The following is a 12711-nucleotide window of genomic DNA, read 5'->3' on the forward strand; positions in this document are numbered from 1 at the left end:
CGATCAGCTCTTCGCGGCTCAGCCGTTCAAGGTCGCTGCGGCCCATCGCACGAGAGAATCAGCGAAATCCGTCCCGCGCAAGGGCGTGGGTAATTACCTGGTCGGCATGGAGGCGTGCGGCACRGCGCAYCACTGGGCCCGGGAACTCATRAAGCTCGGCCATGACGTGCGGCTGATGCCGCCGGCTTACGTGAAGCCGTACGTCAAGCGCGGCAAGACCGATGCGAACGAYGCCGCTGCCATCTGTGAGGCGGTGACGCGCCCGAGCATGCGCTTCGTGCCSGTGAAGGCGACCGAGCAGCAGGCGGCGCTGGCGCTGCACCGGACGCGCGACCTGCTGGTCAAGCAACGCACGCAGCTGGTGAACATGATCCGMGGCCTGCTCGCCGAGTTTGGGATCGAGATGGCGCGGGGCCTGCGGCACGCGCTCGAACTGGCGGCCCGGCTCTCGGCCGGAGACGCGGCCGAGGTGCCGCCGTTAGCCCAGCGNGGGATCGAGATGGCGCGGGGCCTGCGGCACGCGCTCGAACTGGCGGCCCGGCTCTCGGCCGGAGACGCGGCCGAGGTGCCGCCGTTAGCCCAGCGCGTGGTGACCGGGTTGGCCGATCAGATCGGTGCCTTGCAGATTCAGCTCACCCGACTGGAGAAGGAGTTGCTCACCTGGCATCGAGACAGCGACCTGTCGCAGCGGCTTGCGACGATCCCGGGTGTCGGCATCGTGTCGGCAACCGCGCTGGCCGCCTCGGTGAGCGAGCCCGAGCGCTTCCGTTCCGGTCGGCAGTTCGCTGCCTCGTTGGGCCTGACACCGCTGCAGAACTGCAGTGGCGGCAAGGAGCGCCTGGGCCGGATCTCRCGCATGGGCGACCGCTACCTGCGCCGGCTGCTCGTGGTCGGCATGACGTCTCTGATCCGGCGCGCGAAGACGACACCGACCTCGGTCGACCCGCGGCTGCCGGCGCTGCTGCAGCGTAAGCCAGTGCGCGTGGTGACTGTGGCGGCGGCCAATCGCACGGCGCGGGTCGCCTGGGCGATCATGACCCGCGGYGGCACCTACCGCGCACCGGCGGCCASGGCYGCCTGACAGCACGTAGAGGAGACGTTTCCAGGTTGCGAGGACGATGAGAGTTGATGGCGAACCGGTCAGACCGGGAGCCGGGACACCCCGCCGGCTGTCCAGGGCGTCATAGCCCGCAAAGCAGAGTGGGACCCANAGGAGACGTTTCCAGGTTGCGAGGACGATGAGAGTTGATGGCGAACCGGTCAGACCGGGAGCCGGGACACCCCGCCGGCTGTCCAGGGCGTCATAGCCCGCAAAGCAGAGTGGGACCCAGCTCACGGATACCATCAGGGCCAGCRGTCAACATGAACGACTGCATCGACAGGCCGGACACAAGACTGCACCCGACCAACGCGTCAGAAGCTCAATTCGCCACTTGCAATGCGGGAGCCATCCACACAAGACGGCCGCCGACGCGACGAGTGCCTGAACGCGAACTGCGTCCCTGTCGCTGGCCGACATGAGGAACAAGATCGAGACGAGGCGGCGGCACTACAACGAGAGCGGTCCTCAGACCGCCCTGGGGTGGCCAACGGCCCAGGAATGGCCCGGGAAACGGCCTTGCAAGCCGCCCAATGAGATTTGGAAGCTCACCTTCCGGCCGGATCAAGATCTGGCCGACCCTCAGGAACGTCGTCGCCCATGTTAGGCAATTTGTGATGCATCCCGGCCCGATTGCAAGCGAGATGGTCGACGATCTTTAAGCGTTTGCAGCGCCTTAGCTAATTGGTGGTGGGCCCGGCAGGACTCGAACCTGCAACCAGACCGTTATGAGCGGCCGGCTCTAACCATTGAGCTACGGGCCCGGGAGGCGCCGACGGATAGCCGATCTCCGGCCGGCCGTCACCCGGATTTCGCCGTGCCGCGGGGGCGCCGGGCCCAGGGCGCCGGTTCCGTCCGGGTCGGCAGGTCCGCCGGTAGGTCCGCCGGTGCGGGCGCCGTGTCCTTGATCCGCCACAGGTAGCGGGCCAGGATCGAGCGGTACGGCGCGAAGGCGGCCGCCACCGCGACGGTGTCGGCCTGCCCGGTGAGGCGGCGCAGGCAGCCCACCGCCGCCACGTCGCCCGCGGGCCAGATGTCCGGGTCGTGGAAGTGGAAGATGCCGACCATGTCGGCCGTCCAGGGGCCGACGCCGCGGATGCCGCACAGGATCGCCGCCCGCTCGGGATGCGGCAGGGCGGCGAGGCCCGGCCCGAGGAGGCCGGCCGTCTCGGTCGCCACGATCGCCCCGAGCGCCCGCACCTTGTTGCCCGAGAGGCCGCAGGCCCGCAGCAGCGCCGCGTCCCCGGCCTCGAACAGGCCCCTCGGGCTCGCGCCCGCCGCCGCGGCCGCGGCCTCGATCCGGGCCCAGATCGCCGCCGCCGCCCGGACGGAGAGCTGCTGGTTGACCACCTCGACGAACAGGCGGTCGGCGACGCACGGATGCGCCGGCGGCTCGATCCGGATCGGACCGGCCCGCTCGAGGGCGGCCCGCAGCGGCGGATGGGCGCGCGCCGCGTCCAGGAGATGGGCGTAGATGGCGGGATCCAGCATCGCCGCAGCCTTACCGGCCCGTGGGGCTTCCCGGAAGCGGGCCCGAGTCGGGCTGGAAGCGGGCCCGAAGCGGCGGTGCGGCCGCGCGCCCCGCGCCGGCCGGCCTGGACGGGACGCGCCCGCGGCCCAGGTCTCGACACCATGGCGATCTTCTTCACCGCGGACACGCATTTCGGCGACCCGCACATCCTCCGCCACCGCGGTGCTCGGTTCGGCAGCGTCGAGGCCCACGACGAGGCCCTGGTCGCCGGCTGGAACGCCGTGGTCGGCCCGGAGGACGTCGTCTGGCACCTCGGGGACTTTGCCGCCCATGCCAGCCGAGCGCATTGCGCAGCGATCTTCGCGCGGCTGAACGGCGCCAAGCGCCTCGTCCGGGGCAACCACGATTCGAACCGTGTCCTGGACCTGCCCTGGGCCGAGCCGCCGGTGGAGAGCGCCCGCCTCTCCGTCGCGGACGCGCGCGGGCGGCCGCACCGCCTGTTCCTGTCGCACTACGCGCACCGGGCCTGGCCGGGCCTGTGGCGGGAGACGCGCCACCTCTACGGGCACAGCCACGGCTGGCTCGCCGACACCACGCGCTCCTGCGATGTCGGCGTGGATGCCTGGGACGACCGCCCGGTCACCCTCGAGGCGATCCTGGTGCGCCAGGACGCGGCCGCTTGCGTGCCGGAGGAACTCGCGGCCCACGGCCTGCGCTGATGGGCGGGGACCGGCGCGCTATATCGTGCGCCGGAGCATCGACAGCCCGGCAGGAGGCCGCATCGCCATGACCGACATCCCCGCCCCGCCGCCGGGCCCGGCCGACGCCGCGACCCGGGCCGCGACTCAGGCCGCCACCGAAGCCGCCACCGAACTCGGCCTCGGGACCGACTGGGCCGCCCTCGGCGCGCCGGACTGGGACCGGGTCTGCCGCCGGGCCGGCGCGATCCTCGTCGGGCAGGGCCAGGCGCCGGCGCCCGGCTGGGACGGGGCCCTGGCGCGGGCCCTCGGCCGCCCCGATCCCGCGGCCGCGCGGGACGAGCTGGCCCGCGACGCGGCCAACACCGTGCTGGCCGAGAAGGGCGAGGTCTTCGCCCCGGAGGACGATGCCTGAGGCGGACGACGAGACGCCGCCGGTCGTGCCGCCGGTCGTGCCATCGGGCGGACCGGTGGTTGCCGCGGCGGGGGTGCGGGCCGATGTAGGAGGCATGCCTTATCCCGAACACCGGCCTGAACCGCGGCCCGAGCACCGGCGTGCCGCCCCGAGACCGACCGAGCGCTACGCCCCCGGCGCGGCACCCGCCGCCCTGCGGGTGATCCCCATCGCGGGCGGCCCGACCCTCGACGCGCAGACGCGCGTGCGGCTCGGCCACCAGATGCGGGCGATGTATGATCCGGTGATCGACGAGGCGCTGGATCCCCGGCTGGCGGAGCTGCTGCAGCAGCTCGATGCGGATCGGGGCGGCTCGACCTGAGATCGGGGGCGGGGGTGTCCGGCCCGCACATCCGCTGCGGCTTCCGGTGAAGAGGCTCCCATCGGTGGATCGGGGGGGTGTCACACCGATGGGAGCCCGGCCGAGTCGACGGATCGACCCAACCCGCCCCATATCGCCCAGGCGGCGGCCCGGGCGCTTTCACCTAAGTCAATTTGCTTGCGAATACGGCCGTCGAAGTGTCGAATTGGCGTATTCGATCGTGAGAATCGTCGCGATCAGGCCGAGGTGCCGGTCACCGAGAGCATGACCCCGTCGCTGCCGATCTCGTCGCCGCCGTAGCCGAGCATGCGCGCGAGTTGCTCGCGGGCGCGCCAGACCCGGCTCTTCACGGTGCCGATCCGGCAGTTCATGACGACGGCGGCCTCCTCGTAGCTCAGGTTCTCGATCGCCACGAGGACCAGCGCCTCCCGCATCACCGGCGCGAGCCGATCCAGGGCCGCGCGCACGTCCTGCAGGTCGAGATGGCCCCCCTGCTCGGGGATGCTGGTCAGCCGGTCGGCGTAGCTGCCGTCGGTGTCGGCGACCTCGCGGCCCTGCTTGCGGTGCTGGCTGTAGAAGACGTTGCGGAGGATCGTGAACAGCCACGCTTCCAGGTTGGTCCCGGGGGTGAATCCGCCGCGGCCGCGCCAGCCGCGCAGCAGGGTGTCCTGCACGAGATCGTCCGCCGCGGCCGGGTCGCGCGTCAACGAGACCGCGAACCGGTGCAGCGCCGGCACCACCTGCAGCAGGCCCGCGCGGAACGTTCTGTCGCGCTCGCCCTCGGCCTGCGCGAGGGCGGTCTCCAGGCGCGCGAGCAGGTCGGCGAAGGGGTTCGCATCCCTGTCCGAGTCGAGGTCGATCCGGTCGTAGGCGCGACCGAGGAGCGTGCCGAGATGGGCGCGCACGGCCTCCGGCAGGCCGAAGCGGGTCTCGTCCCCGGCCTCCTCTGCGACATCCGCGATGGGATCGAGGAGCGATGGGCCTTCGGTGTCGGGCATTCGGTCCGGTCGTCGGCGGGCGGGCCGGTCAAGCCCAGAAGACCGGTTGTGGCGCGCCCCGGCCGCCCATGCCGCAACATGGGTTAACGCCTGTCCCGAACAGGGCTCAGCCGCGGGCGCCGAACCGCCGCGCCGCCGCGAGACCGGCGAGGACGGCCGCGCAGGCCCCTGCGGCGGCGAGCCCCGTGCCGAGGGCCGTACTCAGGGTTCCGGCATCGGGGACGCCCTTGCGGGCGCGCCAGCCGCCGTCGGCCCGCGTGCCCTCCGGCGTCGGCGCGCGCAGGGCCCCGTGCGTGCGCGGCCCGGGTTCGGCCCGGTCGAGGGCCCACCGGAACCCGGCACCCATCAGGTGCTCGGTCGGGTACGGAGCCAGCGCGTAGCCGACCTGCGCGAGGCGGGCCGGCCAGCCGACCGCGACCTCGTCGCGCGGGTGGCGCGTGAGGCGGAGATAGGTCTCCGCCACGGCCTCGGGCGCGTAGTACAGGTGCCCGGGATTGAGCCGCCGGCCGCTGACATTGGCGCCGTGCTCCAGGCCCGGCGTGTCGACGATGGCGGGAAATACGGCGCAGACGCGGATGTGGCGGTGCCGGGCGAGTTCCTGGCGCAGGCTCGCCGAGAAGCCGCGCAGGCCGAACTTGCTGGCCGTGTAGGCGGCGGCGAAGGGCGTCGGCGCCCAGCCGCCCATCGAGACCGTGTTGATCAGCGTCCCCCGGCCGCGGTCGAGGAAATGCGGCAGCACCGCGTAGGCCCCGTGCACGGCGCCCAGCAGGTTCACCGCGATCGTCTGCCGGTGCAGGTCCAGGGGAGCGTCCAGCAGGGGGCCGAACACCCCCACCCCGGCATTGTTGATCCAGACGTCGATGCCGCCGAAGGCCCGGAGTGCCGCCCGGGACAGGGCGTCCACCGCCTCGGGCTCTGTGACGTCGGTGGGGACCGCGACGGCCTCGGCGCCCGACGCGCGCAGGTCGCGGGCGATTCCGTCGAGCACGTCGGCCCGCCGCGCCGCCAGCACCACCCGGGCGCCCCGCGCCGCGAAGGCCTCGGCCGCCGCCCGGCCGATGCCGCTCGAGGCCCCGGTGATGACCACCGTCCCGCCGTCCAGGCGTGCCATGCCGGTTCTCCGCGTCGTGTGTCGTCGAGTTGCAACTGCACGGCGAACCCTTCCCCGCGCCGCGGCGTTCCCCCTCGCAGCTGCGGCCATTCGGACGCGCCGTCCCGGGCGCGCCGACCCGGACGCTGCGACGCGCGGCCCCGAAGGCCCGCCCCCGTCTGCCCGAACCCTGCCGAGGTCGCCGATGCCTGCCCCCGATCCAGCCCCCGCCAGGGCCGCCGCGCCCGAGGGAGGCGCCTCGACGGTCTGGACGCTCGCCCTCGCCACCGCGCTGATCGGCCTCGTCGCCCTCCCCCGCCGGTCGGCGCGCGGCGCGGTCGGTGCCTCGGTCGACCGTGCGCCCGGCCGGTCCGCCGACCGGGACGGGGCGCGCCGGACGTCGCCCGCGCATGCGGGACGGGAGGCCCACGCCGTGGCCCGGGCCGAGGCCGATCGCGGGCGGCAGGCCTCGACGCCGACCGAGATCCCCGCCAAGGGCTGGAAGGACATCGCGCTGCGCGCCTATCACGACATCGGCGAGAACCGCCTGTCGCTGATCGCGGCCGGCGTCACCTTCTTCACGCTCCTGGCGATCTTCCCGGCGGTGGCGGCCCTGGTCTCCTGCTACGGCCTCGTGGCCGACGCCTCGACCATCAACGACCAGCTCGCCAGCCTCCAGGGCATCCTGCCCCAGGGCGCCCTGGAGATCGTCGGCGACCAGGTGAAGCGGCTGAACGAGCAGGGCAACACCACCCTCGGGTTCAGCCTGCTCATCAGCATCGCCCTGTCCGTGTGGAGCGCCAATGGCGGCGTGAAGCACGTCTTCGACGCCCTCAACCTCGTCTACAACGAGCGCGAGAAGCGCAACTTCCTCGTCCTCAATCTCGTCTCCCTCGCCTTCACGGCGGGGGCGCTCCTGTTCCTCCTCCTGGCGCTGGCCGCGGTGGTGGTGGTGCCGGTGGTGCTGGAATTCGTCGGGCTCGGCGCGGACGCTTGGTGGCTGGCGCTGCTGCGGTGGCCGGTCCTGCTCCTGGCGGTGCTGCTCGGCCTCGCCCTGCTCTACCGCTACGGGCCGAGCCGGGACGCGCCGCGCTGGCGCTGGGTCACGCCCGGGGGCGCCCTCGCGGCCGTGTTGTGGATCGTCGCGTCGCTGCTGTTCTCCTGGTACGTCGGCCATTTCGGCAGCTACAACAAGACCTACGGCTCGCTCGGCGCGGCGATCGGCTTCATGACCTGGATCTGGCTCTCGACCATGATCGTGCTGGCCGGCGCCCAGGTGAACGCCGAGATGGAGCATCAGACCGCCGAGGACACGACCGTCGGCGAACCGCAGCCCCTGGGCACGCGCCGGGCGCGGATGGCCGATACGGTGGGCGCCGCCGCTGAGTAGCGCGGCGCCCGGACCTCACCCGGGGCACGGCCTCCTGAGCGAGGGGGGCTCGCGGAGCGCGTCGCCGGCGAGAACGCCGACTTAACACAGGTTGGCGCGCGTTTTTCTGCTGCAGGCACAAGCCGATCAAGAAGATCCGGACTTCGATGTTCGGGCGACGGTTTGGCCCCCTGCCGATAGAAATATCCGTGCCTCATTATTTGACCGATACCCATGGCGGCGCCGTCGTTCGGGACGCTTCGGATGGGCGCGACGTCGCCCGATCCCCCATGGCCCCCCGCTTCGGCGACCTCCCCGGCGCCTGTCCCGGCGACTGCCCGGCCGCCGGCACGCCGGCGCCCCGGTGATCTGACCGGAGGCGGACGTGGACAACCCGTTCGTACGGAAGATGGAGCGGCATGTCAGGCTCGCGCCCGAGGACCGCGCGATCCTCGACGGGTTGGGGCGCCTGCATGTCCGCCACGTCGCGGCCCGGCAGGATATCGAGGGGCAGCAGAGCGACCCGTACCACACGCACCTGATCCTCGACGGCTGGGCCTGCCGGTACAAGCAGTTCCCGGACGGGCGGCGGGCGATCGTCGCGCTGCTCCTGCCGGGCGACCTGTGCGACCCGTTCGTGTTCCGCCGGGCACGCATGGACCACGCCATCGGCGCGCTGACGCCCGTCACCGTCGCGCGGATCGCCCCGGAGCAGATCGGCGACGCGGTCCGCGGCCGGCCCGCCGTCGAGGAGTGTCTGTGGCGGGAGCTGCTCGCCGCCACGGCGATCCACCGCGAGTGGATCGCCAGCGTCGGCCGGCGCTCGGCGATCGAGCGGCTGGCGCACCTGTTCTGCGAGCTGCACCTGCGGTTGACGCGCGTCGGCCTCGCGGACGGGACGACGCTGCCGATGCCGGTGACCCAGCCCGACCTCGCCGACGCCCTCGGCCAGACGAGCGTGCACATCAACCGCACCCTGAAGGAGCTGCGCACCGGCGGCCTCGTCGCCCTGCGCAGCCGCCGCCTGACGATCCGCGACCTCGACGGACTGCGGGAGCGCGGGCTGTTCGATCCGGCCTACCTGCAGCTCTCCTGAGCGGCGCGGGCGATACGCCGCGGCATCGGAGGCCGCGTGCGCCTTGCCGCGGGGCGGCCGCGGCCGATCTGAGGCGGACCCGTCACCCGCCACCGGCGCCCGCGCGACACACGATGCACATCCACCTCGACGCGCTCGGCGGCGTCGCCGGCGACATGTTCGCCGCCGCCCTGCTGGACGCCTTCCCCGAGCATCGGGCCGGCGTGTACGCCAGCGTCCAGGCGGTCGACGCGCGCATCGCCTGCGCGGTCAGCGCGCACAACGATGGGATCCTCACTGGCGCGCGCTTCACCGTGTCGGCGCCCGTGTCGGAGCCCACGCCGCACCGGCACGCGCATACCGGGCACCACGACCATCCGCATGCTCACGATCACGGCCACGATCATGCCCACGATCATGCCCACGACCACGGCCACCGTCCCTGGTCGGAGATCCGCACCGCGCTGGAGGCGGCGGATCTCGCGCCTTCGGTGCGGGCGCACGCGCTCGGCATCTTCGGGCATCTGGCCGCGGCGGAAGCCCGCGTCCACGGCATCGCGGTCGACGCGGTGGCGTTCCACGAGGTCGGCGCCGCCGACTCGATCGCCGACATCGTCGCCGCCGCCCACCTGATCGCCGCCTTGGAGGCGCGCAGCTGGAGCGTCTCGGCCCTGCCACTGGGCTCCGGCCGGGTGCGGACCCAGCACGGTCCCCTCCCCGTCCCGGCCCCCGCCACGACGCTGCTGCTGGCGGGCTTCGCGACCCTCGACGACGGGATCCCCGGCGAGCGCGTCACCCCCACCGGCGCGGCGATCCTGCGCCACCTCTGCGGCGACGATCCCGGGCGGGGTCGCCCCCGGGGGATCCTCGGGCGCACCGGCATCGGCTTCGGCACGAAGGTCCTGCCGGGCCTGAGCAACTGCCTGCGCGCCCTCGTGCTTGAGGACGGCGCCGCGTCCCGCCCGGGCCAGCGGGATCTCGCGGTGATCGCCTTCGAGGTCGACGACCAGTCCGGCGAGGATCTCGCCACGGGCCTCGACCGGCTGCGCGCCGAGCCCGGCATCGTGGACGTCGTGCAGATGCCGGTCATCGGCAAGAAGGGCCGGATGATGGCCCGGATCCAGGTCCTGGTCCGTCCGGAGAGCCTGGAGGCGGCGGTCGCGGCCTGCTTCCGGGAGACCACGACCATCGGCCTGCGTTACCACCCCGTGGAGGGCGCGGTGCTCGCGCGCGCCGCCCGCACGGTCGAGCACGAGGGCCGGTCGATTCGCGTGAAGATCGTGGCGCGACCGGGCGGGCGCACCGCCAAGGCCGAGGCCGACGACGCCCGCGACCGTCCGGACCACGCGGCCCGGGCCGCCCTACGCCGCGAGGCCGAGCGCCTCGCCCTGGAACAGGAGCAGGAGGAGCGGTGACGCGCCAGCATCTGGAATCCGTCCTCGCCGGGCTCGGCCCTGTCGCGGTGGCGGTGAGCGGCGGGGTCGACAGCCTGACGCTCGCCACCCTCGCCCACCGGCTGGCGCCAAGCGCTACTCTGGTGGTCCACGCGGTCTCGCCGGCCGTGCCGGAGGAAGCGACCGCGCGCGTGCGCGCCGAGGGCGCCGGCGAGGGTTGGTCCTTACGGGTGATCGAGGCCGGCGAGTTCGCCGACCCGGCCTATCGGGCAAACCCAGTCAACCGCTGCTTCTTCTGCAAGACCAACCTCTACGGCGCGGTCCGGCGCGTCACCGACCGCCAGATCCTGTCGGGCGCGAACCGCGACGACCTCGGCGAGTACCGCCCCGGCCTCGACGCCGCCCGGGAGCACGGCGTGCGCCACCCTTACGTGGAGGCCGGGTTCGACAAGGCGTCGGTCCGGGCGCTCGCCCGCGACCTCGGCCTCGGGGCCGTGGCGGAATTGCCGGCCGCGCCCTGCCTGTCGAGCCGGGTCGAGACCGGCATCGCCATCGAGCCGGAGACCCTGACCTTCATTCACGCGGTCGAGCGGCTGGTCGGCGGAGCGCTTGCGACCGACGGCGCCGGACGGGCCGTCCGCTGTCGGGTCCGCGCCGAGGGCGTGGTGGTGGAACTCGATCCGGCGAGCCTCGCCGCCCTCGACGCCGAGGGTCGCGAGACGCTCGGGGCGGGCATCCGGGACATGGCGCCGGCCCGTCTCGCCGGCCCGGTCCGCTTCGCCCCCTACCGGGTCGGCAGCGCCTTCCTGGTCGAGCCGCGGGAGGCCCGGGCGTGAGCATCTCCGAAGAGTTCACCCTCGATTTCGCCCGGCCCGAGCGGATCGGGCTGGAGGAGGCGATCTTCTGCGCCGGCAAGAGCCCGGAGCAGATCGACGCGATCCTGGAGGCCGCCCGGGCGCGCGGCGCCTCGCTGCTCCTCACCCGCCTCGACCCGGAGAAGCGCGACCGGCTCCGGGACGCCGCGCGGCTCGATTACTGCCCGGTCTCGCGCACGGCGGTGTTCGGCGAGGCCCCCCGGATCACCGGCCCGGCCCGGGTCGCGGTGGTGGCGGCCGGCACTTCGGACGTACCCGTCGCCCGCGAGGCGCTGCGGGTGCTGGCCTATGCCGGACGGGCGGCCTCGCTCTTCGCCGATGTCGGCGTCGCCGGCCTGTGGCGGCTGACGTCGCGGATCGAGGAGATCCGGGCGCACCCGGTGGTGATCGTCGCCGCCGGCATGGACGCGGCTTTGCCCAGCGTCGTCGGCGGCCTCGTGGCGGGCGCGGTGATCGCGGTCCCGACCTCCGTGGGCTACGGTGTCGCCGCGGGCGGGCGCGCCGCCCTCGACGCCGTGCTGGCGAGCTGCGCGCCGGGCATCACGGTGGTCAACATCGACAACGGCTACGGCGCCGCCTGCGCCGCCCTGCGCCTGCTCCACGCGGCGGGACGCCTCGCCACGGGGACCGAACGATGACGCGGCCCGACGCATTACCTCCCCTCACCAGGACATCCTCGAACGGAGACAGCCGATGGAACGCCGCAGCTTCCTCCAGGGCGCCGTGCTCGGCGCGGGCCTCGCTGGCGCCGGCAGCGCGGGTGCGGCCGTGAACGCCCCCGTCCTCCCCGGCAACCGCCCGCAGGACCCCGCGGACCTGCCCTTCGTCACCGATCCCGGCGAGCGCCGGGGCGAGATGCTCTACCGGTCGTTCGGGACGAGCTCCGAAAAGATCTCTGCGATCGGCATGGGCGGGTTCCATCTCGGCAAGAGCGCCGTGACGGACGACGAGGCGACGCGGCTGATCCATGCCGGGATCGACCGCGGCATCACCTTCATGGACAATTGCTGGGACTACAACGAGGGGCGCTCCGAGCTGCGCATGGGCGCGGCCCTGGCCCAGGGCGGCTACCGCGACAAGGTCTTCCTGATGTCCAAGATGGACGGGCGGACCAAGGAGGAGGCGCTCAAGCAGATCGACCAGTCGCTCCTGCGCCTGCGCACGGACCGGATCGACCTCGTCCAGCACCACGAGATCCTGCGCTACGACGACCCGGACCGGGTCTTCGCCGAGGGCGGCGCCATGGAGGGCTTCCTGGAGGCGAAGAAGCAGGGCAAGCTGCGCTACATCGGCTTCACCGGCCACAAGGACCCGCGCATCCACCTGCAGATGCTGGAGGTCGCCGCCGAGCGCGGCTTTCACTTCGATGCCGTGCAGATGCCGGTCAACGTGATGGACGCGCATTTCCGCTCGTTCAGCCACCTCGTCCTGCCCTATCTTGTGCAGAACGGCATCGCGCCGCTCGCCATGAAGACCTTCGGCGACGGGGTGATCCTGAAGGCGGACGCGCCGATCAAGCCGCTCGAGTACCTGCACTTCTCGCTGAACCTGCCGGTCTCGGTGGTGATCACCGGCATCCAGAACCAGCGCGACCTCGACCAGGCCTTCGAGGCGGTGAAGACCTTCAAGCCGATGGACAAGGCCACGGTGGCCGAGCTGCTGTCGCGCTCGAAGCCCTACGCGCTGGAGGGCAAGTACGAGCTGTTCAAGACGAGCGCCACCTTCGACGGCACCGCCAAGAACGCGGCGTGGCTCGGCGAGGACGTGGCAAGCGTGAAGAAGCTCGCGCCGACGATGGAGTAGGCGGCGGGCAAGCGCGTCCGATATTCCCCTCCCCCTTGCGGGGAGGGGTTAGGGGTGGGGGTG

At 72.9% G+C, this 12711-nt stretch carries 13 protein-coding genes, 1 tRNA gene and 2 pseudogenes; 12 read left to right on the top strand and 4 right to left on the bottom strand.

The genetic code is table 11. The features are described from left to right. Positions 1-85: 85 nt before the first annotated feature. The 3 genes and pseudogenes from ASG32_RS35085 to ASG32_RS35095 form a co-directional block, all read left to right on the top strand. A partial coding sequence (locus ASG32_RS35085; protein ID WP_280141580.1) for an IS110 family transposase occupies positions 86-489 on the top strand: 404 nt, incomplete at its 3' end. Position 490: 1 nt separating this feature from the next. Beyond that, positions 491-1081: pseudogene (locus tag ASG32_RS35090) on the top strand (IS110 family transposase); the annotation flags it as partial. 372 nt (positions 1082-1453) lie between these two features. After that, positions 1454-1636 (top strand): annotated as a pseudogene (locus ASG32_RS35095) (integrase core domain-containing protein); the annotation flags it as partial. Between the two features lie 151 nt (positions 1637-1787). Here the strand turns inward: ASG32_RS35095 and ASG32_RS14260 are convergent. Together ASG32_RS14260 and ASG32_RS14265 are read right to left on the bottom strand one after the other, a co-directional pair. Beyond that, a tRNA-Ile gene (locus tag ASG32_RS14260) sits at positions 1788-1863 on the bottom strand. A 37-nt stretch (positions 1864-1900) separates the two neighbouring features. Then, complete coding sequence (locus ASG32_RS14265; protein WP_056527170.1) at positions 1901-2590, bottom strand: hypothetical protein; 690 nt, start codon at positions 2588-2590, stop codon at positions 1901-1903. A 141-nt stretch (positions 2591-2731) separates the two neighbouring features. Between ASG32_RS14265 and ASG32_RS14270 the strand changes: the two genes are divergently transcribed. The 3 genes from ASG32_RS14270 to ASG32_RS14280 all read left to right on the top strand — a co-directional run bounded on the left by ASG32_RS14270 (position 2732) and on the right by ASG32_RS14280 (position 4044). Beyond that, positions 2732-3289 (top strand): metallophosphoesterase, encoded by a 558-nt coding sequence (locus ASG32_RS14270; RefSeq protein ID WP_020094808.1) that lies wholly within the window; start codon positions 2732-2734, stop codon positions 3287-3289. A gap of 67 nt (positions 3290-3356) precedes the next feature. Further along, on the top strand, positions 3357-3683 hold the full coding sequence (locus ASG32_RS14275) for a hypothetical protein (RefSeq protein WP_056527173.1): 327 nt from the start codon (positions 3357-3359) through the stop codon (positions 3681-3683). 94 nt (positions 3684-3777) lie between these two features. Then, positions 3778-4044: a hypothetical protein gene (locus ASG32_RS14280; protein ID WP_020094806.1), complete on the top strand. Its 267-nt coding sequence runs from the start codon at positions 3778-3780 to the stop codon at positions 4042-4044. A 236-nt stretch (positions 4045-4280) separates the two neighbouring features. On the opposite strand, the gene ASG32_RS14285 is transcribed toward ASG32_RS14280, so the two are convergent. Both ASG32_RS14285 and ASG32_RS14290 read right to left on the bottom strand, forming a co-directional pair. Continuing rightward, positions 4281-5042, bottom strand: a complete 762-nt coding sequence (locus ASG32_RS14285) for a sigma-70 family RNA polymerase sigma factor (RefSeq protein ID WP_020094805.1) — start codon at positions 5040-5042, stop codon at positions 4281-4283. A gap of 106 nt (positions 5043-5148) precedes the next feature. Further along, a complete protein-coding gene (locus ASG32_RS14290) occupies positions 5149-6153 on the bottom strand; it encodes an SDR family oxidoreductase (protein ID WP_056527176.1) in 1005 nt (334 codons plus the stop codon). 184 nt (positions 6154-6337) lie between these two features. Between ASG32_RS14290 and ASG32_RS14295 the strand changes: the two genes are divergently transcribed. From ASG32_RS14295 to ASG32_RS14320, 6 genes are all read left to right on the top strand, one after another. After that, entirely contained in the window at positions 6338-7522 is a 1185-nt protein-coding gene (locus tag ASG32_RS14295) for a YihY/virulence factor BrkB family protein (protein WP_056527178.1), read from the top strand. A gap of 364 nt (positions 7523-7886) precedes the next feature. Beyond that, positions 7887-8597 (top strand): Crp/Fnr family transcriptional regulator, encoded by a 711-nt coding sequence (locus ASG32_RS14300; protein WP_042672072.1) that lies wholly within the window; start codon positions 7887-7889, stop codon positions 8595-8597. A gap of 113 nt (positions 8598-8710) precedes the next feature. Next, entirely contained in the window at positions 8711-9991 is a 1281-nt protein-coding gene (locus tag ASG32_RS14305; RefSeq protein WP_056527181.1) for a LarC family nickel insertion protein, read from the top strand. Then, on the top strand, positions 9988-10806 hold the full coding sequence (locus tag ASG32_RS14310) for an adenine nucleotide alpha hydrolase (RefSeq protein WP_056527184.1): 819 nt from the start codon (positions 9988-9990) through the stop codon (positions 10804-10806). The genes ASG32_RS14305 and ASG32_RS14310 overlap by 4 nt, the downstream gene beginning before the upstream one ends. After that, positions 10803-11483, top strand: a complete 681-nt coding sequence (larB, locus tag ASG32_RS14315) for a nickel pincer cofactor biosynthesis protein LarB (RefSeq protein WP_082557874.1) — start codon at positions 10803-10805, stop codon at positions 11481-11483. Before ASG32_RS14310 ends, larB begins: the two co-directional genes overlap by 4 nt. Before the next feature lie 55 nt (positions 11484-11538). Next, complete coding sequence (locus ASG32_RS14320; protein ID WP_056527187.1) at positions 11539-12648, top strand: aldo/keto reductase; 1110 nt, start codon at positions 11539-11541, stop codon at positions 12646-12648. The last annotated feature ends 63 nt before the right edge of the window (positions 12649-12711 follow it).

Source organism: Methylobacterium sp. Leaf361, from assembly GCF_001424445.1.
Classification (GTDB): Bacteria; Pseudomonadota; Alphaproteobacteria; order Rhizobiales; family Beijerinckiaceae; genus Methylobacterium.